General features: G+C 70.4%; 20 protein-coding genes. 12 read left to right on the top strand and 8 right to left on the bottom strand.

What is annotated here, in order from left to right; genetic code table 11:
- Positions 1-51: 51 nt before the first annotated feature.
- From ACIA47_RS02955 to ACIA47_RS02945, 3 genes are all read left to right on the top strand, one after another.
- Positions 52-3,987: a ThuA domain-containing protein gene (locus ACIA47_RS02955; RefSeq protein WP_396704942.1), complete on the top strand. Its 3,936-nt coding sequence runs from the start codon at positions 52-54 to the stop codon at positions 3,985-3,987.
- A gap of 94 nt (positions 3,988-4,081) precedes the next feature.
- The gene (locus ACIA47_RS02950; protein ID WP_396704940.1) at positions 4,082-4,429 is read left to right on the top strand and encodes a PadR family transcriptional regulator; all 348 of its coding nucleotides are present in this window, start codon (positions 4,082-4,084) and stop codon (positions 4,427-4,429) included.
- Positions 4,426-5,499 carry a hypothetical protein gene (locus ACIA47_RS02945; RefSeq protein ID WP_396704938.1) on the top strand — a complete coding sequence of 358 codons (1,074 nt, stop codon included), beginning with the start codon at positions 4,426-4,428 and terminating at the stop codon, positions 5,497-5,499. The genes ACIA47_RS02950 and ACIA47_RS02945 overlap by 4 nt, the downstream gene beginning before the upstream one ends.
- Before the next feature lie 13 nt (positions 5,500-5,512).
- Here the strand turns inward: ACIA47_RS02945 and ACIA47_RS02940 are convergent, their stop codons facing one another.
- Positions 5,513-5,869, bottom strand: a complete 357-nt coding sequence (locus ACIA47_RS02940) for a hypothetical protein (RefSeq protein ID WP_396704936.1) — start codon at positions 5,867-5,869, stop codon at positions 5,513-5,515.
- Positions 5,870-5,924: 55 nt separating this feature from the next.
- Between ACIA47_RS02940 and ACIA47_RS02935 the strand changes: the two genes are divergently transcribed.
- Complete coding sequence (locus tag ACIA47_RS02935; protein WP_203122201.1) at positions 5,925-6,377, top strand: MarR family winged helix-turn-helix transcriptional regulator; 453 nt, start codon at positions 5,925-5,927, stop codon at positions 6,375-6,377.
- A gap of 36 nt (positions 6,378-6,413) precedes the next feature.
- Here the strand turns inward: ACIA47_RS02935 and ACIA47_RS02930 are convergent, their stop codons facing one another.
- Positions 6,414-6,878, bottom strand: coding sequence for a septum formation initiator (locus ACIA47_RS02930; RefSeq protein ID WP_203122202.1), 465 nt, complete (start codon positions 6,876-6,878; stop codon positions 6,414-6,416).
- 102 nt (positions 6,879-6,980) lie between these two features.
- On the opposite strand from ACIA47_RS02930, the gene ACIA47_RS02925 reads away from it, so the two are divergent.
- The 4 genes from ACIA47_RS02925 to ACIA47_RS02910 all read left to right on the top strand — a co-directional run bounded on the left by ACIA47_RS02925 (position 6,981) and on the right by ACIA47_RS02910 (position 10,182).
- A complete protein-coding gene (locus ACIA47_RS02925) occupies positions 6,981-7,676 on the top strand; it encodes a response regulator transcription factor (protein ID WP_356974974.1) in 696 nt (231 codons plus the stop codon).
- Positions 7,673-8,959: a HAMP domain-containing sensor histidine kinase gene (locus tag ACIA47_RS02920; protein WP_203122203.1), complete on the top strand. Its 1,287-nt coding sequence runs from the start codon at positions 7,673-7,675 to the stop codon at positions 8,957-8,959. The genes ACIA47_RS02925 and ACIA47_RS02920 overlap by 4 nt, the downstream gene beginning before the upstream one ends.
- A 28-nt stretch (positions 8,960-8,987) precedes the next feature.
- The gene (locus ACIA47_RS02915) at positions 8,988-9,542 is read left to right on the top strand and encodes a DUF5872 domain-containing protein (protein ID WP_210781415.1); all 555 of its coding nucleotides are present in this window, start codon (positions 8,988-8,990) and stop codon (positions 9,540-9,542) included.
- A 106-nt stretch (positions 9,543-9,648) separates the two neighbouring features.
- Entirely contained in the window at positions 9,649-10,182 is a 534-nt protein-coding gene (locus ACIA47_RS02910) for a PepSY domain-containing protein (RefSeq protein WP_396704933.1), read from the top strand.
- A gap of 103 nt (positions 10,183-10,285) precedes the next feature.
- Here the strand turns inward: ACIA47_RS02910 and ACIA47_RS02905 are convergent, their stop codons facing one another.
- The 5 genes from ACIA47_RS02905 to ACIA47_RS02885 form a co-directional block, all read right to left on the bottom strand.
- Positions 10,286-12,178: an ABC transporter ATP-binding protein gene (locus ACIA47_RS02905; protein ID WP_203122208.1), complete on the bottom strand. Its 1,893-nt coding sequence runs from the start codon at positions 12,176-12,178 to the stop codon at positions 10,286-10,288.
- 434 nt (positions 12,179-12,612) lie between these two features.
- The gene (locus ACIA47_RS02900) at positions 12,613-13,863 is read right to left on the bottom strand and encodes a DUF222 domain-containing protein (protein ID WP_396704930.1); all 1,251 of its coding nucleotides are present in this window, start codon (positions 13,861-13,863) and stop codon (positions 12,613-12,615) included.
- A 301-nt stretch (positions 13,864-14,164) separates the two neighbouring features.
- The gene (trxA, locus tag ACIA47_RS02895; RefSeq protein WP_396704928.1) at positions 14,165-14,512 is read right to left on the bottom strand and encodes a thioredoxin; all 348 of its coding nucleotides are present in this window, start codon (positions 14,510-14,512) and stop codon (positions 14,165-14,167) included.
- On the bottom strand, positions 14,482-14,874 hold the full coding sequence (locus ACIA47_RS02890; RefSeq protein WP_328653675.1) for a MerR family transcriptional regulator: 393 nt from the start codon (positions 14,872-14,874) through the stop codon (positions 14,482-14,484). The genes trxA and ACIA47_RS02890 overlap by 31 nt, the downstream gene beginning before the upstream one ends.
- 130 nt (positions 14,875-15,004) lie before the next feature.
- Entirely contained in the window at positions 15,005-16,216 is a 1,212-nt protein-coding gene (locus ACIA47_RS02885) for a chitosanase (RefSeq protein ID WP_396704926.1), read from the bottom strand.
- 171 nt (positions 16,217-16,387) lie between these two features.
- Between ACIA47_RS02885 and ACIA47_RS02880 the strand changes: the two genes are divergently transcribed.
- Positions 16,388-16,888: a hypothetical protein gene (locus tag ACIA47_RS02880; protein WP_396704924.1), complete on the top strand. Its 501-nt coding sequence runs from the start codon at positions 16,388-16,390 to the stop codon at positions 16,886-16,888.
- 46 nt (positions 16,889-16,934) lie between these two features.
- Here the strand turns inward: ACIA47_RS02880 and ACIA47_RS02875 are convergent, their stop codons facing one another.
- Positions 16,935-18,560, bottom strand: a complete 1,626-nt coding sequence (locus ACIA47_RS02875) for a glycoside hydrolase family 43 protein (RefSeq protein WP_396704922.1) — start codon at positions 18,558-18,560, stop codon at positions 16,935-16,937.
- Positions 18,561-18,803: 243 nt separating this feature from the next.
- Between ACIA47_RS02875 and ACIA47_RS02870 the strand changes: the two genes are divergently transcribed.
- Genes ACIA47_RS02870 through ACIA47_RS02860 form a run of 3 tightly spaced genes read left to right on the top strand, consistent with a single transcriptional unit; the run spans position 18,804 to position 21,980 of the window.
- Positions 18,804-20,096, top strand: a complete 1,293-nt coding sequence (locus ACIA47_RS02870) for an extracellular solute-binding protein (RefSeq protein ID WP_203123753.1) — start codon at positions 18,804-18,806, stop codon at positions 20,094-20,096.
- Between the two features lie 49 nt (positions 20,097-20,145).
- A complete protein-coding gene (locus tag ACIA47_RS02865) occupies positions 20,146-21,144 on the top strand; it encodes a carbohydrate ABC transporter permease (protein ID WP_396704919.1) in 999 nt (332 codons plus the stop codon).
- Positions 21,141-21,980, top strand: coding sequence for a carbohydrate ABC transporter permease (locus ACIA47_RS02860; protein WP_396704917.1), 840 nt, complete (start codon positions 21,141-21,143; stop codon positions 21,978-21,980). The genes ACIA47_RS02865 and ACIA47_RS02860 overlap by 4 nt, the downstream gene beginning before the upstream one ends.
- Positions 21,981-22,069 lie beyond the last annotated feature (89 nt).

Below are 22,069 nucleotides of genomic sequence, written 5' to 3'. Positions count from 1 at the left end.
GCCAGGCGTGATCGGCGCACGCCGTCCCTCGCACCGCGAAAGGACCCCACTGTGCGCAGATCCCTGAGATCGTGGCTCGGCCTCGCGCTGAGCACGATCCTCGTGGCGGGCGGCATCGTCGCCTCGCCACCCACTGCCAGCGCCGCGCCGTTCACCGTGCTGATCTTCAGCAAGACCGCCGGGTTCCGGCACGGATCCATCACCCCCGGCATCGCCGCGATCCAGCAACTCGGTGCGGCCAACGGCTTCACCGTCGAGGCCACCGAGGACGCCGCCCAGTTCACCGACGCCAACCTGGACCGGTTCGCCGCGGTGATCTGGCTCTCCACCACCGGCGACGTGCTCAACGCCGCCCAGCAGGCCGCGTTCGAGCGCTACATCACCGGCGGCGGCGGGTACGTGGGTGTGCACTCCGCCTCCGACACCGAGTACGACTGGCAGTGGTACGGGGGACTGGTCGGGGCGTACTTCGCCTCGCACCCGGCCGAGCAGAACGTCACAGTGAAGGTCGCCGACCAGGTGCACCCGTCCACCGCGATGCTGCCGCAGCGGTGGAACCGGTTCGACGAGTTGTACAACTACCGAACCAACCCCCGCGGCAACGCGCACGTGCTGGCCACCCTGGACGAGAGCACCTACACCGGCGGAAGCATGGGCGCCGACCACCCGATCTCCTGGTGCCAGAACTACTCCGGCGGCCGAGCCTGGTACACGGGCCTGGGGCACACCGACGCGTCGTACACCGAGGCCAACTTCCGTCAGCACCTGCTGGGCGGCATCCGGACGGCCGCCGGGGCGGTCGACGCCGACTGTGGCCCCACCGTCACGAGCAGCTTCCAGCAGGTGGAGCTGGCCAAGGGCGCGGCCGAGACCGGTGAGCCGATGAGCCTCACCGTCCTGCCGGACCGGGGCGTGCTGCACACCTCCCGCAACGGCGTGATCCGGCACACCGACGCCGCCGGCAACACCAAGATCGCCGCAACCCTGCCGGTCTACACCGGCGACGAGGAGGGTTTGCAGGGCATCAAGGCCGACCCGAACTTCGCCACCAACCGCTGGGTCTACGCGTACTTCGCGCCACCACTGAGCACCCCCGGTGGCGGTGCGCCGGCCACCGGCACCCCGGCCGACTTCGCCGTCTGGGAGGGCGTCAACCGGCTGGCCCGGTTCACCGTCAACGCGGACAACACCATCAACCTGGCCAGCGAGACGTTGATCCTGAACGTGCCGACCAGCCGGGGCATGTGCTGCCACGTCGGCGGTGACATGGACTTCGACGCGGCCGGCAACCTCTACCTGTCCACCGGTGACGACACCAACCCGTTCGACTCGGCCGGCTTCACCCCGATCGACGAGCGGGCCGGGCGTAACCCGGCCTTCGACGCGCAGCGCACCTCTGCGAACAGCAACGACCTGCGCGGCAAGGTCCTCCGGATCAAGCCGAGCGCGGCCGGCGGCTACACCATCCCGGCCGGCAACATGTTCGCCCCGGCCACCGCGCGGACCCGCCCGGAGGTCTACGCGATGGGCTTCCGCAACCCGTTCCGGATGAGCGTGGACAAGGCCACCGGCATCGTCTACCTCGGTGACTACGGCCCCGACGCGGGCACCGCCGACCCGAACCGGGGGCCGGCGGGCAACGTCGAGTTCGCCCGCATCGACCGGCCCGGCTTCTATGGCTGGCCGTACTGCACCGCCCGCAACGACGCCTACAACGACTACACCTTCCCGTCCGGGCCGTCCGGGGCGAAGTTCAACTGCGCCGGTGGGCCGGTGAACAACTCGCCCAACAACACAGGCATCACCCAGCTGCCGCCGGCCGTCCCGGCCTGGTTGCCGTACGGCGGCTCCGGCTCGCCGCCGGAGTTCACCGGCGGTGGCCTGTCGCCCATGGGCGGACCGGTCTACCGGTACGACCCGAACAACACCTCGCCCGTGGCGTTCCCCGAGTACTACGACGGGACCTACTTCGCCGGTGAGTTCGGTCGCCGCTGGATCAAGAACATCAAGCTCGACGCGTCCGGCCAACCGCTGAAGATCAACCCGTTCCCGTGGACCGGCACCCAGGTCATGGACATGGAGTTCGGCCCGGACGGCGCGCTCTACGTGCTCGACTACGGCACCGGCTGGTTCAACGGCGACGCCAACTCGGCGCTCTACCGCATCGAGTACGCCCGCGAGGGCAGGGCACCCGTCGCCAAGGTGTCCGCCACCCCGACCAGTGGCACCGCGCCGCTGACAGTGGCCTTCTCCTCGGCCGGCACCCTGGACCCGGACGGCGACCCGTTCACCTACGCCTGGGACTTCGACAACAACGGCACCACCGACTCGACAGCGGCGAACCCGAGCTTCACGTACACCACCAACGGGACCCGCAGCCCGACGCTGACGGTCCGGGACACCACCGGCAAGACGGCCACCGCGAGCGTGGTCGTCACGGTCGGTAACAGCGCCCCGGTGGTCACCGTCAACACCCCGTTGAACGGGCAGACCTTCAATTTCGGGGACGCGGTGCCGTTCTCCGTCACCGTCACCGACGCCCAGGACGGCGCGATCAACTGCGCCCGGGTCAAAGTGAACTACGTCCTCGGCCACGACTCGCACGGCCACCAGCTCGGCAGCGTGCAGGGCTGCACCGGGGTCATCCAGACCTCGGCGGACGGCGAGCACGACACGGCGGCGAACATCTTCGGCATCATCGACGCCGAGTACACCGACCTGGGCGGCGGCGGCCAGCCGGCGCTGACCACCCACACCCAGGCCGTCCTGCAACCTCGGGTACGCCAGGCCGAGCACTTCGGTGACTCGTCCGGCATCCAGATCGTCTCCGGGGCGGCAGGTCACGGCGGCGCTGCGGTCGGCTACGTCGACAACAACGACTGGATCTCGTTCCGCCCCTACAACCTGACCGGCGTCCAGTCGTTCAGCGCCCGGGTCGGCGCACCGGCCGGCGGTGGCGGCACGTTGGAGTTGCGGGTCGATTCGCCCACCGGGCCGCTGGTCGGTTCGGCCACCGTCGTGCCCACCGGCGGGTACGCCAACTTCGCAACTGTCACCGGCGGGGTCACCGCGCCGACCGGCACCCGGACGCTGTTCCTGGTCTTCAAGGGCACCGGCCCGTACTTCGACATCGACGAGTTCACTCTCTCCACCAGCCCCGGCGGTCCAGGGCCGGACCCGGACCCGGATCCGGAGCCGGGTGCCAACCTGGCCCGGGGCAAGCCGGCGCGAGCGTCCAGCTTCGAGGGCGCGTTCGTCGCGGGCAACGCGTTCGACGGCGCGGCCGGCACCCGGTGGGGCAGCGCGTTCGGTGACCCACAGTGGATCGACGTGGACCTCGGCGCCACGTACGCCATCAACCGGGTCAAGCTGACCTGGGAGGCGGCGTACGGCAGCGGCTACCAGATCCAGACCTCGCCGGACGGTGTCAACTTCACCACGATCCGCACGGTGACCGGTGGTGACGGCGGGGTGGACGACCTGACCGGGCTCAACGGGTCCGGCCGGTACGTCCGGCTGCTCGGCACCGCCCGGGGGACCGCCTGGGGCTACTCGCTGTTCGAGTTCGAGGTGTACGGCGGCACCGGTAGCCCGACCGGCGGCAACCTGCTGCTGAACAAACCCACGTCGACGTCCAGCAACGAGGGAGCCGACGTGTCCGGCGCCCGGGCCGTCGACGGCAGCCTCACCACCCGCTGGTCGAGTACGTTCTCCGATCCCCAGTGGATTCGGGTGGACCTCGGCAGCGCCACCGCGATCGGCCGGGTCAAGCTGAGCTGGGAGGCGGCGTACAGCAGCGCGTACCAGATCCAGACCTCGAACGACGGCACCACCTGGACCACGGTGAAGACGGTGACCGGGGCCGACGGCGGCGTGGACGAGCACTCCGCCCTCGGCGCCAACGGCCGCTACCTGCGGATCTACGGCACCGCCCGGGGCACCGGATATGGCCACTCGCTCTGGGAGGTGGAGGCGTACACCAGCTGAACCACCACCGACGACGTGGCCGGCACGGTGATCCGTGCCGGCCACGCGCTTTCCCCCTCTTGTATATACCGACAACCTGTATATGCTCTCTGGCATGGCTGAGGCTCCACTGCGGGAACCGACGTTCCTGGTGCTGACGGCGCTGGCGGAGACGCCCATGCATGGATACGCCGTCATCGAGGACGTGCTGCGCATCTCCGACGGCCGGGTGCGACTGCGCGCCGGCACCCTCTACGCCGTCCTCGACCGGCTCCGCGCCGACGGTCTCATCGAGGTCGAGCGCGAAGAGGTGGTGCAGTCGCGACTACGCCGCTACTACCGCCTCACCGCCCTGGGCGCGCGACGGCTCACCGAGGAGGCGTCCCGCCTGCGACACAACGCGGACGCCGCTCGGGTGCGGCTGCGCCGCGGCGGCCTGCTGACCGACGGAGGTGCGGCGTGAGCGGCGACGATCTGGAGCGCCGCTACCGCCGGCTGCTGGCCGTCTATCCGTGGGAACACCGGCGGGTGTACGAGGACGAGATGCTGGCCGTCCTCCTCGCCGGCGCACGGCCGGGCCAGCGGCGACCCGCCGCCGCCGACGTGCGGAACCTGGTCGGCGCCGGGTTGCGGGCGCGGCTGCGGGTGGGCGCACGGGGGTTCACCGAGCCGAGCTGGGCGGACGCGGCGACGGTGACCGGCCTGCTGGCCGGGGTCGTCCTGCTGGCCCTCGCCGGAAAGGCACTGCTCGACCAGGTCATCCACCCGAGCCTGCCGCCCGGGTACGAGCCGGGCGGTCCGGACCTCGTCGACTGGCTGCGCGTCGCCGGCTGGGCGGGCGTCTGCGCGGCGGTACTGGTCGGGTGGCGCTGGGCCGCCGCCGGTCTGGCCTGGGCCGGCGTGCTCGGTTGGGGCGCGCTCGTCGCCCCACAGGCCGGTGACAACCCGACGTACGTGGTGGACACGCTGCCGCAGTTCGCCCTCGCCGTGGTGGCTGCCGCCGCGCTCACCGTGCCGGCGCCGCGCCGCCGGGCGATCGCACTGCTGGGCGTACGCCGACTGCTGGCCCTGGTGCTCGGGCCGGCTGCGATGGTCGCGCTGTTGGTGACGAACCGGGTGACCAGTCCCACCTTCGACTTCGGCGGCGGAGTGTCCTACCAGTTCTTCTACGGCCTCGAGGCGAGCAGTGAGCTGGTCCTCTGGCTCTACGTCGCCGGCCTGGCGGTCGCCGCGCTGGCCATGGTGATCGCGGTGGCCACGCTCACCCCGGGGGTACGCCGTCGGATCGTCGTCATGCTCCTGCCCGTGGCGGCCCTCGCCCTGGTGATCGACAGCGCCCTCGCCGGTTGGGTCACCTCGACCATGCACATGGGACACGTCGTCCCCCTGGTGCCGGCGCAGTGGGCGATGCTGGTGCTGGTCGCGCCGGTGACCTTCCTGGCAGGGGCGTTGCTCGTGCGACGTCGGGAGGAGACCCTGCGCATGGTCGCCCTCGGCCGCGACGCCGACCGCGAGCAGCCGATGGGTCAGTGAGGCCGCGGGCCGCTCATCCGACCGCGGTTCTCCCGCCACCGTCGCGGAACACCGCACGACTGAGATAGTGCCGGGACCGCCGGTCGAAGCGCCCGAGCAGGTCACGGGCGGCAGGCGGGACGACGGAGGTTGACGGATCGCCGCCGGTGAAGGCCGACACCGCGGCGAAGTCCGTAAATGTCATGGCGGTCAGGAATTCGCCGCCCTCGGCGGGGTCCAGTTCCTGCGGGGAACGACGCAGAACCCGAAGCTCCCGAAGCCCGGCCACGCCCCGGGCGAGGATCGCGGGCGCGATGTCCTGCGTCAACAGCCGGTCATAGGCGTCAGCGAGAGCGGGCTCGGTCCACCCGCTCCACAGTCGAAGAATCATGACAGCATGCTGTCATCCCAGTAATAGGCTGTCAATGTGCGCTAGCATGCCGGAGATGACCGAACGGAAGCAGGACCGGGTCGACGCGTATCGGCTGCTGATGGCAGACGTGTACGAACTGGCAGGCGAGTCTCGGCGCTCAAGCGAGGAGCTGGCCCGAGAGGCTGGACAAACTGCCGCCCGATGGCACGTGATGAGCGTGCTCTCCGACGGCTCCCGCACCGTCGCGAGCGCGGCGCGCCGACTTGGCCTGACTCGACAGAGCGTGCAGCGAGTGGTCGACGACCTGGCCCGTGCCGGAATGGTGGAGTTGCACGACAACCCCGATCACCGCCGCGCGCCACTGGTGACACTCACGACAGCAGGGCTGGCCACGCTCACCAGCCTCCTGGAACGCTCGGACGCCGACCGCCGGGACGCCGTCGAGCGAGCGGGCCTCAGCCTCAGCGATCTCGAGAATGCGCGCGCGACGCTCCGGAGGTTGGTGGACGCCCTACGGAGCCGGTGAACCGCCGCAACTCTCACCTCACCTGCTCCGAGGACGTCAGTCGTCGGCGACGGCCACCGGCTCCGAGCCGATGCAGCGCACCTTCAACTCGTACTCCCGGGTCGCCCCCTGGAACGTGACCTCGACGTCGTCGTCCGGGCCCCGGTCCACGTCGCGGACCCGGTAACCCTGCGCGGGCGCCCAGGAGACGAGGCGTACGCCGCCGACGCCGCACTCGGCGACGGCCGTGCCGCCGTCCGTGGCGAACCCCCGGCGAGCCCCGGACTTGGCGCTCGGTGCGGGGCCCGTCGTGCCCGGCGCGGCCGAGGCGGTTCCCGTGGCGACGGTGGTCACCGGCTCCGGTGCGGCGAGCGCCCGTTCGATCTCGGCCTCGCTGCGCACCCCACCCGGCGTGCCGGTGAGGCTCTCGCCCACCAACCGGATCGCGCCCAAGCCGATCAGGGTGGCGATGGCGGCGGTGGCCACCCAACCGGTGGCGACGAGGATCGAACGACGGCCCATCTCCTGACTATCCCCGATCCGTCCTTGTCGTTGGCACATCCGAACGCTAAGGCGTGGTTAACGTGCGCCGCGCTGCCAGCCGCAGCGGTTAGCCTGCCAGCTGTGGCCCGCCTGTTGCTCATCGAGGACGACCTGACGATCCGTACCCCGTTGATCCGAGCCCTGCGCGAACGCGGCCACGCGGTGGCGGCGGCCTCGACCGCGATGGCCGGGCTCCGCGACGCGCTGGAGGACCGACCCGACCTTGTCGTGCTCGACCTGGGCCTGCCCGACCTGGACGGCCGCGAGCTGCTGCGGATGCTGCGCGCGGTCAGTGCGGTGCCGGTCATCGTGGCCACGGCGCGTGACGACGAGACCGAGATCGTCCGGGTGCTCGACGCGGGCGCCGACGACTACGTGGTCAAACCGTTCACCGCGGCGCAGCTCGACGCCCGCGTCCGGGCGGTGCTGCGGCGGGGCCCCTCCGGTGCCGACGGGCAGGTCCCGGCGCTCGTCGTCGGCGGGCTCCGCGTCGACCCCCGGGCCCGGCAGGTGACCCTGGACGGGGTCGCGGTCGAGCTGACGCCCCGTGAGTTCGATCTGCTGCACCACCTCGCCGGCCGTCCGGGCCAGGTGGTCACCAAACGTGAGCTGCTCACGGAGGTGTGGCAGATCCCGTACGGCGGTGCCGACAAGACCGTCGACGTGCACCTGTCCTGGTTGCGTCGCAAGTTGGGGGAGAACGCCCAACAGCCCCGCTACCTGCACACCGTGCGTGGTGTCGGGGTGCGTCTCGAAGCCCCGGCGGCGCAGCCGTGAGGGCGCGTCTCGCGCTGCTGGTCGCCGCGGTCAGCGTCCTCACCCTCATCGCGTTCCTGGTGCCGTTGGCGCTGCTGGTCCGCACCGTCGCCGAGGACCGGGCCACCGTCCGGGCCACCGCCGACGCGCAGAGCCTCGTGCCGGTGGTCGGCACCGCCGACGCGGCGACCATCCGGCTCACCGTCGAGCAACTCGCCGCGGAGTCCGGCCGACCGGTGAGCGTCTTCCTGCCCGACGGTACGGTGCTCGGCGCCCAGACGCCTCGCACGCCAGCGGTGGCCCTCGCCGCGCGCGGACAGAGCCTCACCGGCGAGTCGGCGGCCGGCCGGGAGGTGGTCATCGCCGTACAGGGTCGGGCGGACGGCACCGGGGTGATCCGGATCGCGGTGCCGCAGCGCGAGCTGACCGCCGGGGTCACCCGGGCCTGGCTGGTGCTGGCCCTGCTCGGCGTGATCCTCGTGCTGATCGGGCTGCTGGTCGCCGACCGGCTGGCGCGCACCCTGGTCCGGCCGATCAGCGACCTCTCGGCCGTCTCACACCGGCTGGCCAACGCCGAGCTGGACGCCCGGGTCACGCCGGCCGGCCCGCCCGAGCTGCGCGAGGTGGCCGGCGCGCTCAACCATCTCGCCACCCGGATCCAGGTGCTCCTGGTGCAGGAGCGTGAACAGGTCGCCGACCTGTCCCACCAGCTGCGTACTCCGCTGACCGCGTTGCGGCTGGAGGCCGATTCGTTGCGGGACCCGGACGACGCCGCCCGGATCACCGCCGCCGCCGACGGGCTCGAACGCGCGGTCACCGGGCTGATCCGGCAGGCCCGGTGGCGGCACGCACCAGCGCAACCGGCCTCGTCGGACGCGGCGGCGATCGTCGCCGACCGGGTCGCGTTCTGGTCGGTGCTGGCCGAGGACACCGGCCGGGCCGTCACCCTCGACCTGACGCCCGGCCCCCTTCCCGTCGGTGTGGCCGCCGACAACCTGACGGCGGCCGTGGACGCCCTGCTCGGCAACGTCTTCGCGCACACCCCCGACGGGACGCCGTTCGCCGTCCGGCTCGCCCGTGAGGCGGGCGAGGTGGTCCTCACGGTCGCCGACGAGGGCCCGGGCATGCCCGCCGGGGCGATCCGGCGGGGCTCCAGCGCGGCCGGGTCCACCGGCCTCGGCCTGGACATCGCCCGGCGCGCCGCGCAGGCCGCCGGCGGTCGACTGGAGTTGCGGGCCGGCCCGCACGGCGGTGCGCAGGTGCTGCTCCGGCTCGGGCCTCCGACGTCGCCGCGGGACGCATAGCCGCTGCGGTGCCGGGTAGCTGCCAGTCATGGCGCGGTATACGAAACCCGAGCTCAGAGAGCAAATCAAGGAAGAGATCAAGGCTTCCGACAAGGGCGGCCGGCCGGGGCAGTGGTCGGCGCGCAAGTCGCAGCTGGTCACTCAGGAGTACAAGAAGCGCGGCGGCGGATTCCTGGGCGAAAAGGACGAGCGGCAGAAGTCTCTCCAGCGCTGGGGCAACGAGAAATGGCAGACGAAGGAGGGCGACACGCGTGCGCGCAAGGGCGCCACGACGAGTCGATACCTGCCCAAGAAGGCCTGGGAGGAGATGTCGGAGAACCAGAAGCGCGCGACCGATACGAAAAAGCGCGAAGCGTCCCGATCCGGCAAGCAGTACGTTGCCAACACCGGGCCGGCCAAACGGGCGCGTCGGGACGCCACCACGGCCGGACGGATGACGGAGATGTCGGTCGCGGAGGCGGCCAAGCTGGTCCGTGGCCTCGACACGCGACAGCTCAAGACCGCGCTGCGTAACGAGCGCGCCAGCAAGGACCGCAAGACTCTCGTCCAGCGGCTGGAAGCGGAACTCAACCGACGCGGCTGACCCGCCCCTCGACGGCCTTAACCCGCCCTTAGCGTCCGGACAGCGCGGTGCTATCCACATCTGGCCGATCCTCGAAGTCGACAACCGAGGAAAGGTGGACACCACGATGAAGCGCACCAATCTGCTTCTGGCGTCGGTCGGCGGGTCGGCGGTGCTGGCGGTGGCCGGGGTCGCGCTCGGCGTCAACGCCGCGAACGACTCGCGGACCGGCGGCACGGCACTCGCCGCGGCAACCGTCGCGCCGACGGCCACCGACGCGCCGGTAGTCACCGGTTCGCCGTCGGCCGGAACCCCATCGGGTACGCCGTCGAGCGGAACGCCGTCTGGTGTGCCGTCGACCGGCAGCGCGCCCGCGGGTAGCGCGGTCGACGAGAAGCGCGCCGGTGAGATCGCGCTCGCCAAGGCCGGTGGCGGTCAGATCGTCGAGGTCGAAGCCGAGCAGGAGAACGGCCGACCGGTGTGGAGCGTCGAGATCGTCGCCGGCGACACCGAGCACGAGGTGGACGTCGACCGGGACAACGGCTCGGTGGTCAAGGCCGAGCAGGAGCCGGTCGACGACGATGACGACGACGCTGACGACAAGGACGATGACGACGACGCCGACGACAAGGACGACGACAACGACGACAACGACGACTGACCGCTGTCGTCGCTCACCTCGGGTGCTTCCATGGCGTGAGCGGCGGCGCGCTGTGACGCGGTGGTCGGACTGTCCCTCGTGGGCGGACCGACCACCGCGTGCCTCATATGGCGACGCGTTGCTCCTGGACCGTCGGCTGGTCCTGGGCGAACTGGGTGCGGTACAACTCGTGGTAGCGGCCGCCAGCCGCGAGCAGGTCACTGTGTCGCCCGCGTTCGACGATGCGTCCCGCCTCCACGACGAGGATCTGGTCGGCCGCCCGGATGGTGGAGAGCCGGTGCGCGATGACCACGCTCGTCCGGCCGGTCAGCGCCTCGGCGAGGGCGTCCTGCACCGCCGCCTCGGAGGTGGAGTCGAGATGCGCTGTGGCTTCGTCGAGGATGACGACGCGCGGACGGGCCAGCAGCAGTCGCGCGATGGTGAGCCGTTGCCGCTCCCCACCGGACAGGCGGTATCCACGCTCGCCGACGACGGTGTCCAGCCCATCGGGGAGTGAGCGGATCAGGTCGTCGAGTCGGGCCCGCCGGAGCACCTCCCACATCTCGTCCTCGGTCGCGTCCGGCTGGGCGAATGCCAGGTTTGCGCGGATGCTCTCGTGGAAGAGGTGCCCGTCCTGGGTCACCACGCCCAACGCCGTCCGGATCGACTCGGCCGACAGCTCACGTACGTCGACGTCGGCCAGCTTCACCGCGCCGTCCTCGACGTCGTACAGGCGAGGCACGAGCTGCGCGATCGTCGACTTGCCCGCCCCGGAGGAGCCGACGAGCGCCACCATCTGTCCCGCCTCGGCGCGGAACGACACCCCGTGCAGCACCTCCTCACCGCCGCGGGTATCAAGCTTCGCCACGTCCTCCAGGGACGCGAGCGACACCTTGTCCGCCGAGGGGTAACCGAACCGGACCCCGTCGAACTCGACAGCGACCGGCCCTTCCGGAAGGGGCCGGGCGTCGGACCTGTCGAGGATCAGCGGCTTGAGGTCGAGGACCTCGAACACCCGCTCGAAGCTCACCAGCGCGCTCATCACCTCGACCCGAGCACTGGCCAGCGAGGTCAACGGTGCGTAGAGCCGCGACAGGAGCAGCGCGAGGGCGACCACCGTCCCGGCGTCGAGGCTGCCCCGGAGGGCGTAGAGACCACCCAGCCCGTAGACCAGAGCCAGTGCCAGCGAGCCGACGACGGTGAGCGCGGTGATGAAGACCCACTGGAGCATCGCGGCGCGGATGCCGATGTCCCGGACCCGACGTGCCCGCGCCGCGAACTCGGCGGACTCCTCGGCCGGCCGCCCGTACAGCTTGACCAGCGTGGCACCGGGCGCGGAGAAACGTTCTGTCATCCGGGTGCTCATGGCCGCGTTGTGCTCGGCCGCTTCACGCTGCAACTGAGCGAGCCGCGAACCCATCCGGCGAGCCGGGAGGACGAAAATGGGCAGCAGGACGAGCGCCAGCAGTGTGATCTGCCAGGAGAAGGTGAGCATCACGGCCAACGTCAGCATCAGCGTGACGGCGTTGCCGACCACACTCGACAGGGTGTCGCTGAACGCCCGCTGTGCGCCGATCACGTCGTTGTTCAGGCGGCTGACCAGTGCACCCGTGCGGGTTCGCGTGAAGAACGCCACCGGCATGCGCTGAACGTGGTCGAAGACAGCCGTCCGCAGTTGGACGATGAGCCCCTCACCGATGCTGGCGGAGAGAAATCGCGTCACCAGACCCAGCCCGGCCTCGGCGAGGGCGATCACGGCGATCAGTACGGCCAGGCGGATCACCACGCCGCTGTCGGCGCCGTCGACGATCGCGTCGACCACCCGACCGGCGAGTACGGGCGCCGCCACCGTGAGGACCGCCGTCACCACACTCAACAACAGGAACCTGACGATCAAGGCGCGGTGTGGCCGCGCGAACTGCGCGATCCGCTTCAAGGTGGCGCGGGACAGCGGCCGCTCATCCTGCGCGTTCATCGCGTGGTGCAGGGACATCCACGCGGTAACTTCCATGCTCATGCGTAACCTCCGATACCGGAGGCTAGGACCTCACCCGAGCTTGAGGTCAAGTCGCCACGCGAAACCGTAGCTACGGGTTGTTCACGGTGCTCGTAGCCAGGACCACATCGGTCCCGTCGACGACATCCGGTACCGGGCTCAACGACGACGACCTCGCGTCCGTGAAGCACTGCCGGTGGCGGTTGGCCCACGAACCGTCGCGGGTCGCTGCGGGTCGCTCCCGGAGCAGGCCGTCGTGAGCTGCTGCGGGTCAGTGCGAGCCGCTGCGATCAGCTCTCTTCTCGACTCGGCCGGCATGCGCCCGGGACGTGCCGCTCGGCGCTTCGGCCTTCGCGGCGCGTACCTGACAACCAGCCTCCTAGGATGCCTTAGGTGGTGTGCTGTGGGCGACGGTGTCGACCCGACAAGGGGTGATCGTTCTCGGCTGCCTGCCCCTATGTTCGTCGGTGGTAGTGGTTGCGGCGGGGGAGTTGTTCGGGGTCGAGCCAGGCGGGTGGCACGAATTCGGGGTGGCCGTCGCGGCCGAGTGGGACGGTCCAGTCGCTGTGGTGCAGGTGTCGGTGGTGGTGGCCGCAGAGCAGGACGGCGTTGGCCAGGCTGGTGTCGCCCCCGTCGGCCCAGTGGTGGATGTGGTGGGCGTGGCACCAGCGCGGTGGGCGGTCGCAGCCGGGGAACGCGCAGCCGCAGTCGCGGAGCACGAGGGTGCGGCGCAGCGGCCCGGTGATGAGGCGGCGTTGTCGGCCGACGTCGAGGACCTGGCCGGCGCCGCCGAGGACGGCGGGCAGGAGGGTCGCGTCGCAGGCCAGCCGACGCACGGCCTCCGGTGTGAGGCTGAGGCCGGTGTCGAGGGTGCCACTGCTCAGCTGCCGGGTCAGCTCGTCGTAGCTGGTGGTGACGACGATCTGGGCGGGGTCGCCGCCGTGTTCGGGCAGTTCGGTGGCGCGCAGGGTGAGTCGGCAGATGTCGGCGAGGGCGTCGTGGCGGCGTTGACCGGGGGAGCGGGTGTCGTCTGGTCCGGATGGTGCGGTCAGTGGGTCGATGGCGGCCCGCAGGAGGCCGGCGGTTTCGGTGTCGAGGGTGCCGGTGAGTCGTAGTCGGCCGTCGGTCTGCTCGGACAACGTGAGGCGCCGGTCGCGGGCGGCACGGCGTGCCTCGGCGTCGAGGGCGGTGCGGGCGGCGGCGTCGGCGATGTCGGGGGCGACGTGGTCGAGGATGCGCGTGCCGAGTTTGCGCAGGTAGGTGGGGTCGAACTGGTTGGCCCAGTCGGCGAGCAGGCTGACTGCCTTGTCGGCGGCCTCGGGGCCAGCGGTGGCCTGCACGGTGGCGGCGGTGTCGGAGATGACCCGGGCCTGGTCGAGGCTGAGGTGCCCGTCGGCTAGCGCTTGTCGTATCCCGGGATTGCCGGTGTCCAGAGCGGTGGCAAGGTCGACGAGGCGGCGGGCCGCGGGGACGGTGAGTCGCAGCCGTTCGCGCAGCCACACCGAGGTGCAGGACGCGCCCTGCGTGCGGGCTGTGCCGCGGCCGTCGACCTCGCGGATCAGGGTGAGGGTGACGGCGGCGAGGCGTTGCTGAAGGCGGTGCGCGGCATCGAGTGCGGCGATCAGCTCATGTTCCGGCAGGGCCCAGGCGGCGGCGTCGACGCAGGCAGCGATCGCATCGTCTGTCTGCGCCAACTCCTCAACCATGACCCGAGGCTAGAACAGGTGTACGACACTTTCAGCCACCATGATCGATGTGTCGGCTGGTCACCGGAGGCTCGTCGGTGCTGGACTCCTCCCGGGCGGCGGTTGGGGACTGCCGTAGGGCCGAGGACACCGTCGACGTCGAGCAGCAGCAGGGGTCAGTTCACCCGCACATCACGACGCCGATGTCGGCGCCATCGGCAATCGTCTCCACCACCCGCCCGGCGAGGACCCGTGCCGCCACCGTGAGGACCACCGTCGCCACGCTCAACAGCAGGAGGCGGCACTCGACCGGCGGTGACGGTCACAGGCCGGCGTGCATGGTCAGGCTCTGCCGCAGGTGGAGTTTCGGCCTGGACCCGACGATCGAGCCGACGACCTCGCCCCCACGGAACACCAGCAGCGTCGGCAGGGACATGACTGCGTAGCGCCGCGTGGCCTGCGGGTTGTCGTCGGAGTTGAGCTTGGCGATGGCCATCCGGTCGCCGAACTCCCCTGCCAGCTCGACAAGGCTCTTCTCGATCATCTTGCACGGCGGGCACCACTCCGCCCAGAAGTCGACGACCACGGGCCGGTCGCTGGCCAGCACCAGCTCGGCGAACGTGTCGTCGGTGACGGTGATCAGGGGGCTGACGCTCGTCTCCTGGGGCATGTTTCCTCCCGGTGCGCGATTGCGTGGGTGAGCTGGGTGTGCAACTGCTGACGGACCGCTCCGAGCCGATCGAGGTAGTCGTCGACCTCGGCGAGCTTGCGTCGCAGCACCAGCACGGAATCCGGACAGACGTCGCCGGACGCGTTGCCCGCTCGCAAACAGGCGACGAACGGACGGACGTCGTCGAGGCCGAAGCCGACGTCGAGCAGCGCCCGGATCTCCCGGACGACCCGCAGCTCCGCCTCGTCGTAGACGCGGTAGCCGTTCGCCGAACGCTGCGGGTGTACCAACCCGTGGGCCTCGTAGTAGCGCAGCGTTCGGGTGCTCGTGCCGGCTCGTTCCGCCAGCTCGCCGATCAGCATCAGACCTCCTCGACCAGTCTGTCGCGACCAGGCTAAACCTTGTCGTCAGCGTCAAGGCAAGGCTGCCTCCGGTCCCGAGCACGGCTCAGGGCGCCGCGAGGCGGCGCCCTGAGCGTCTGCGGGTTCCGAACTAGCCGATGCGGAACTGGTCGCCGTACACGGCGAACACCAGTGGCGTGTTCAGGTTGAAGTTGCCGTTGTTGAGGAACACCCGCTGGGCGGTGTCGACGCGGGAGGTGTCCGAGTGGGCCTCTTCCTTCTTCATCTCGGCCACCCGCTCGTCGAGGAAGGCGTTGAGCCAGGTCCGCTCGTCACCGCCCTGGGCTGGCGGCTTGGCCCGGTTCAGGGCGCGGTTGCGGATCTGGCGCATGCCCTCGTACCCGTGCATGACCGCCGCGTCGTAGTAGGCGAACTGGCCGAGTGCCCGGACCTGGTCGTTCTTGCCGTCGCGTACGGATGGGTTGAAGTAGACCCGGTCGCGTTCGGCCTCCTGGGCGGCCTGGAACACCGAGTCGGTGGCCGCGGTCCGCCAGTCGCGGGGGAAGTTGGGGTCGAGGCCGGCGTGCGAAGGGGTGCCGTTGACGTTGCGCAGCGCCGGCAGGTAGCCGGCGAGCACGTTGCCCGGCTTGGTGCGGGTGTACGCCTCGACCAGTTCGAGCATGTCGCCGGTGCCGGAGCAGAAGCCGATGATGCCGGCGGTGTAGCCGCGCCCATCGCCGATGTCCTCGATGTAGGAGAACTGCGCGCGCCAGTCGAGCGAGGAGTTCTCCGCGGCCGAGACGAGCTGCATGGCGACGTTCTTCTTCGCCGGGTCGTCGAGGTTGGTCCCGCTCGGGTTGGTGGGGGTGGGCGTGGGGGTGCTGCCGCCGCCCGGCAGGGTCCACCGCTGGTTCGTGGTGCCGCCGCAGGTCCAGATCTGCAACCGGGCGCCGTTCGCGGTGCTCCGGTCGGTGACGTCGAGGCACTTGCCGGAGCCGGAGTTGACGAGCGCGCCGTTGGTGGCGGTCCACTTCTGCGCGCCGGTGTTGTTGCAGTCGTACAGCTGAACCTTGGCGCCGTCGGCGGTCGACGCGGCGGTGACGTCGAGGCACTTGCCGAGTGCCCGGATCGAGGTGTCGGTGTTGCCGACGGTCCACGTCTGGGCCGCGCTGCCGTTGCAGTCGTAGAGCTGGACGGGCGTGCCGTTGGCCGAGCTGGCGCCGGCCACGTCGATGCACTTACCGCCGAGGCCGGTGATCGGGCCGGCGGTCGCGGCGCTCGCCGACGGCAGGCCGTAGCCGACTGCGGCGACGCCGACCAGCAGGGTGCCCACGACGTAGGCGGCTGTTCTTTTGTGAACCATGGTGTTCCTCGGGGAAGGGGCGGCGCGCCGCCGGCCGGTCGGTGGCCCGGCGCGGCGGTTCGGCCCCGGCGGGCACCGCGAGCATCAGGAAACTGTATTAACAGATACCAGTACGTCGATTTCTCGTCAATTGGCGACCGCGAGGCGTGACGGCACCTGTTCATCCCGTCGTTGGCGGGACGTACCTGCCGGTGCGGCGCGGCCACGCCGACCGACGTCGCGCCCCCGCCGATCAAGGGCAAGCTGCGTGGTACGCCGCCGTGCGGCAGCTCAGCGGCGGACCTGGTGGTACGCGGTGAGGTCGAGGCGGCCGGGTTCCGGGTCGACGAGGTGCTGCGCCGACGACCGGATCGACAGTGCGGGCCGGGGGAGCGGATCACGCTCATCCCGCTGCCCGCCGGTGTGCCGGACATGGCGCACATGTCGAAGCTCGAGGTCGGTCAGGTCGTGGTGCTCTACCTCGCCCAGGACCCGACCGCCCCGACGTTCCGGACGCTCAGCGGCGACTTCGGCGTGTTCGACCTGACCGGGTCCGGCGCGGAGGCGGTCGCCACGACCCGCTCGCAGACCGTGGCCGTCAGCGGCCTGAACGCCGAGGACCCGGCCGTGTCCGGCCACGGTTTCCGCACCACTCTCGGCCAGCTACGGGCCGTGGCCGCTCAGGCCAGGTAGGACGAGTCGGCACGCGGACGGCACCCGCCGAGTGCCGTCCGCGTGGTCACTGTTCCCGGTAGGTGGCCAGGTCGAAGTCGGCGTGCACACCGTCGCCGCCCAGGTCCTGCACCCACAGGCCGAGAAACGCCCCGGTGAAGCCCCACGCCGCCGGCTCACCGTCGATGATCAGCGCGGCGTGCTCGTCGGACAGGATGGTCGCGTCCAGCTCGACCGGCAGCCGCTGCCAACCGGCGCCGATGTCGTAGTCGAAGCGCACCGCCGGCCCGTCGAAGACGGCCCGCAGGCCGACCCGGGTGACGCCGTCGGCATCGACGGTCAGCTCGGGGTACGCGGTGCGCCGCCCGTTGTCGGAACTGAGCAGCTCCAGCACCGTCCGGCCGTCGTCGGCCCGGGTCAGGTAGAGGTGGTGCCAGTTGAGCGTGTTGTAGTAGGCGGTGATCCCGGCGAGCTGACGGTGGTCGGCCGGTTCGAACTCCACCACGGTCTCCAGCGAGCACTCCCGTGCCCCGACGCGTCGCCCGACCAGGCTGGGTGCCTGACGGCCGACCGGCGACTGCCCGCCGTGGACCCGCAGGTACGACGGGCGGGTTCGCAGGTCGACCCAGTCCGGGGTGGCCGGCCGACGCAGCGTCGACCAGCACCGGCCCAGCTCGGGGCCGTCGAAGTGGTCCGTCTCGGGCTCCGCCGGCCAGGGGTGCGCGGGCAGGTCGGGTGCGACGACGTCGTCAGCGGGCACCCCTCCGGCGATCCGCGGCCAGCCGTCCGACGGCCACTCGACCCGCTGGATCGCGGTCTCCCGACCCAGCACGCAGTTGCCCAGCGGGGAGTACGGGCGGCCAACCAGGTGGGCCAGGTACCACTCGCCGTTCTGCGTGCGGACCAGGCTGCCGTGACCCGCCTTCTGCAACCGCAGGTCGGGTCGCCCGAAAGAGGTGAGCAGCGGCCCGTCCGGGGCCACCTCGTACGGCCCGAACAGCTCCCGCGACCGCGCCACGGTGACCTGGTGCTCCCAGCTGGTGCCGCCCTCGGCGGTGATCAGCCAGTACCAGCCGTCGTGGTGGTACAGGTGCGGGCCCTCGGTGACCCCGACCGGTGAGCCGGTGAACAGGATGCGAGGGCTGCCGACCAGGCGGCGTGCGACCCTGTCGTACTGCTGGATTTCGATGCCGCCGAAGCGGTCGCGGCCGGGTCGCCAGTCCGCGCTCATGCCCAGCAGCCAGGTGGTGCCGTCGTCGTCGTGGAACAGCGACGCGTCGAACCCGCGCCCGTGCAGTTTCACCGGATCGGACCAGGGGCCGGTGATGTCCTCTGCGGTGACCACGAAGTTCTGCGGATCCCAGTAGCCGCTGGCGAAGCTGGCCACGTCGCTGTAGACGAGGTGGAACTGACCGTCGTGGTATGTCAGGTCGGGCGCCCACACCCCGTTGGAGTCGCCGCATCCGCGCAGATCGAGCAGGCGCCGGTCGGTGATGATCCCACCGAGGCTGCGCCAGTTCACCAGATCGCGCGAGTGGTGCACGAGCACGCCTGGATACCACTCGAAGGTCGAGGTGGCCAGGTAGTAGTCGTCGCCGACGCGCAGGATCGACGGGTCCGGGTGGAACCCGGCAAGGATGGGATTGCGGATCGACCGGGTAGCGGTCGCCACGGTAGCGATGTCGGTCGACACGAGCGCTCCTCTGGGGTAACTTCCGGAAACTCGCGGTCCCCGGCCATTGAAGGTTGTGCCTACGCTAGCCGGTCTTTTCGCAATAGGACAGAGGTCTTGACCGTTGCGACAACAGCTCGTAGCGTGCCGGCCATCGATCGGTATTACCGGCGAAGCATTGAAAGTTTCGGAGATCCGTAGATCCCCGCCCCCGCCCGCTCAGCCGGCGTCCGAGCACCCCGGAAGTCCCCGAAGGGATGGATCATGACCACGCACCTCTCCCGCCGAACGCTGCTCGGCCTCGCCGGTGCCGGCGCCGGCGCCTTCCTGCTGAGCGCCTGCGGCGACGACGAGTCCAGCGACCCGAACGCCCCGCAGACCATCAACTGGTGGCACATCCAGAACACCGAGCCGATGCTGCCGGTCTGGGCGGCGCTGGCCAACGAGTACAAGGCTGCGCACTCGAACGTCACCCTCGACATCCAGCCCCTGGAGAACGAGGCGTTCAAGGCCAAGCTCACCACCGCCACCCAGGCCGGTGACCCGCCCGACCTCTTTCAGTCCTGGGGTGGTGGCGTGCTCAAGCAGCAGGTGGACGCGGGCCTGGTCAAGGACATCACCGACGACGTGAAGCCGTGGATCGGTGGCCTGCTGCCCGCCGCCATGGAGCCGTACACGATCGACGACAAGATCTACGGCGTTCCGTTCGACATCGGCATGGTCGGATTCTGGTACAACAAGGACCTCTTCGCCCGCGCCGGCATCACCGCCGCGCCCACCACCTGGGCGGGCGTGCTCGACGCGGTCCGCCAGCTCAAGACCGCCGGCATCACCCCGATCGCCCTGGCCGGCAAGGACAAGTGGCCGGCCCACTTCTACTGGTCCTACCTCGCGATGCGCATCGGTGGGGTGGGCGCGTTGCAGAAGGCCGTCGACGACAAGAACTTCGACACCCCTGACCTCGTCGCCGCCGGCGACCGGCTCAAGGAACTCGTCGACCTGCAGCCGTTCCAGAAGGGGTTCCTGGGGGCGGCGTACGGCACGCCCGACGGGCAGGCCGCCACCATGGGCAACGGCGGGGCGGCCATGGAGCTGATGGGGCAGTGGGCGCCGGCGGTGCAGGCGTCCAGCTCCACCAGCAAGAAGGGCCTCGGCGACAAGCTCGGCTTCTTCCCCTTCCCCACCGTCGAGGGTGGCAAGGGCGCCACGACGGAGGTGTTCGGCGGCGGCAACGGCTTCGCCATCGGCAAGGACGCCCCCGCGGCCACCGTGGACTTCCTGAAGTTCCTGCTCAGCGCGGACAACCAGCGCAAGTCCGCGCAGACCGGCGCGGTGCTACCGACGGTGAAGGAGGCCGCGACGGCCATCCCCGACGCCAACGGCAAGCTCGTCGCGGAGACGCTGGCCGGCTACACCGGCTTCCAGCTCTACCTCGACCAGGCGTACGCGCCGGCGCTCGGGTCGCAGATCAACGACAGCGTCGCCGAGTTGGTCGCCGGCAACAAGTCGCCCGCCCAGATCGTCAAGGACATCACCCAGGTGGCGAAGACCGTCTGACCGTGACCACCCACCCATCCGTAGCCGGCGAACCCCCTGTGGAGTAGGCATGACCAGCCCATCGACCGTGTCGGACACCAGGCACGGCGACCCGGCGACGGACCCGCCGGCACCGGGGCCGGGCACCGCGCGACAGCGTGGCCGCCAGCCCCGGCCGGGCCGCGGCGGCGTCCTCGCCATCTTCCTCACACCAGCCCTGGTGCTGTTCCTGCTGCTGGTCGTCGCCCCCATCCTGGTGGCCAGCTACGCCAGCCTCTACAAGTGGAACGGCTTCGGGCTGCCGGAGAACTTCATCGGGCTGGACAACTACACCCGCGCCTTCCAGGACCCGACCTTCCGCGGGGACCTGTGGCGCGGCTTCGTGCTGGTGCTGCTGTCCCTGGTCGTCCAGCTGCCCGCGGCGTTGGCCCTGGCCATGCTGCTCAATCAGCCACTACGGGGTCGTGCGGCCTACCGGCTGATCTTCTTCGCACCGTACGTGCTCTCCGAGGTCACCACGGCCGTCCTGTTCGATCTGGTGTTCTCACCCAACCGGGGTCTGGGCGACGCGATCGCGACGTGGTTGAGCGCCGACGCCGGCGCGGTCTTCGCCGACCCGGACACCGTGCTGTACGCCGTCTTCCTCGTGGTGTCCTGGAAGTACTTCGGCCTCTACATGATGCTCTTCCTGGCCGCGCGCCAGGGCATTCCCAAGGAGTTGTCCGAGGCCGCGGTCACCGACGGCGCCACCGCCTGGCAGGCGTTCCGGCACGTCACCCTGCCACTGCTCGGGCCGACGATCCGCATCAGCATCTTCCTGTCGGTCATCGGCACCATCCAACTGTTCGACATGGTCTGGGTGCTCACCCGGGGCGGCCCGATCCACTCGTCGGAAACCATGGCCGTGACGATGTACGAGTACGGCTTCCGTCGTTTCGAGGTCGGCTACGCCAGCGCCATCAGCATCGTCATGTTCCTGCTGAGCCTCGTCTTCGCCCTCTTCTACCAGCGCATCGTCCTGCGTCGCGACACCGCGGGAGCGATCACCAACCAGGGAGGCCAGCGATGATCGGCACGGCGAACCGCGCCCAGCGGACCCGCAGCCTCGTGCTGCACCTCGTCTGCGTCGTCGTCGGAGCGCTCATCGTCGTACCGGTCTGGTTCGGTGTGCTCGGCGGCTTCAAGGACAACGGTCAGCTCTCCACCAACCCGCTGGGGTGGCCCGACCCCTGGGTGCCGTCGAACTACACCGACATCCTGGCGTCCGAGGTGTTCTGGCGGCAGCTCGGCAACAGCCTTCTCGTCGCCGTGAGCAGCACCTTCATCGTCGTCGCCGCGGCGGCGATGGCCGCGTTCGTCTTCGCGCGGTACGCCTTCCGAGGTCGTGAGTTCCTGGTGACCCTGTTCGCGATCGGCCTGATGTTCCCGTTCGCGGTGGCCATCCTGCCGCTGTTCGTCCTGCTGCGCGGCATGGGCCTGCTGGACAACCCGCTCGGCGTCATCCTGCCCCAGGCCGCCTTCGGGCTGCCGATCACCATCATCATCCTGCGTCAGTTCTTCCGTACCATCCCGGCCGAGGTCGAGGAGGCCGCCGTCCTCGACGGCTGCGGCTCGTTCGGGTTCTTCTGGCGGGTCCTGCTGCCGATGGCCCGTCCCGCCCTGGCCACCGTGTCGGTGCTGGCCGCGGTGACCAGTTGGAACAACTTCATGCTTCCGCTGGTCGTCTTCACCGACCAGAGCTGGTGGACGCTACCCGTCGGAGTCCAGGCGTTCCAGGGCCAGTACACCGCCGAGACCGCACGGGTGCTCGCCTACGTCGTGCTGTCCATGGTGCCGGCCCTGGGCTTCTACGCCGTTGCCGAACGTCAACTCATCGGCGGCCTGACCGGCAGCGTCAAGGGATGACACCGCACCACCGCTAGCAGACCCGAAGTTTCCAGCAGGACGCAGGGGGGACCGTGGGCACGGAGAACGGCCGAAACGTCACCATCGCC

This window comes from Micromonospora sp. NPDC051227, assembly GCF_044455385.1.
Classification (GTDB): Bacteria; Actinomycetota; Actinomycetes; order Mycobacteriales; family Micromonosporaceae; genus Micromonospora.
Note: the sequence above shows the minus strand (reverse complement) of the source record. Positions and strands in the feature narration are given on the sequence as shown.

Coding starts and splice junctions, on each gene's coding strand:
- ACIA47_RS02950 (WP_396704940.1), top strand. CDS start 4,082: ATGGCTGAGGCTCCACTGCGGGAACCGACGTTCCTGGTGCTGACGGCG.
- ACIA47_RS02940 (WP_396704936.1), bottom strand. CDS start 5,869: ATGATTCTTCGACTGTGGAGCGGGTGGACCGAGCCCGCTCTCGCTGAC.
- ACIA47_RS02935 (WP_203122201.1), top strand. CDS start 5,925: ATGACCGAACGGAAGCAGGACCGGGTCGACGCGTATCGGCTGCTGATG.
- ACIA47_RS02930 (WP_203122202.1), bottom strand. CDS start 6,878: ATGGGCCGTCGTTCGATCCTCGTCGCCACCGGTTGGGTGGCCACCGCC.
- ACIA47_RS02915 (WP_210781415.1), top strand. CDS start 8,988: ATGGCGCGGTATACGAAACCCGAGCTCAGAGAGCAAATCAAGGAAGAG.
- ACIA47_RS02910 (WP_396704933.1), top strand. CDS start 9,649: ATGAAGCGCACCAATCTGCTTCTGGCGTCGGTCGGCGGGTCGGCGGTG.
- ACIA47_RS02905 (WP_203122208.1), bottom strand. CDS start 12,178: ATGAGCATGGAAGTTACCGCGTGGATGTCCCTGCACCACGCGATGAAC.
- ACIA47_RS02900 (WP_396704930.1), bottom strand. CDS start 13,863: ATGGTTGAGGAGTTGGCGCAGACAGACGATGCGATCGCTGCCTGCGTC.
- trxA (WP_396704928.1), bottom strand. CDS start 14,512: ATGCCCCAGGAGACGAGCGTCAGCCCCCTGATCACCGTCACCGACGAC.
- ACIA47_RS02890 (WP_328653675.1), bottom strand. CDS start 14,874: ATGCTGATCGGCGAGCTGGCGGAACGAGCCGGCACGAGCACCCGAACG.
- ACIA47_RS02885 (WP_396704926.1), bottom strand. CDS start 16,216: ATGGTTCACAAAAGAACAGCCGCCTACGTCGTGGGCACCCTGCTGGTC.
- ACIA47_RS02870 (WP_203123753.1), top strand. CDS start 18,804: ATGACCACGCACCTCTCCCGCCGAACGCTGCTCGGCCTCGCCGGTGCC.
- ACIA47_RS02865 (WP_396704919.1), top strand. CDS start 20,146: ATGACCAGCCCATCGACCGTGTCGGACACCAGGCACGGCGACCCGGCG.
- ACIA47_RS02860 (WP_396704917.1), top strand. CDS start 21,141: ATGATCGGCACGGCGAACCGCGCCCAGCGGACCCGCAGCCTCGTGCTG.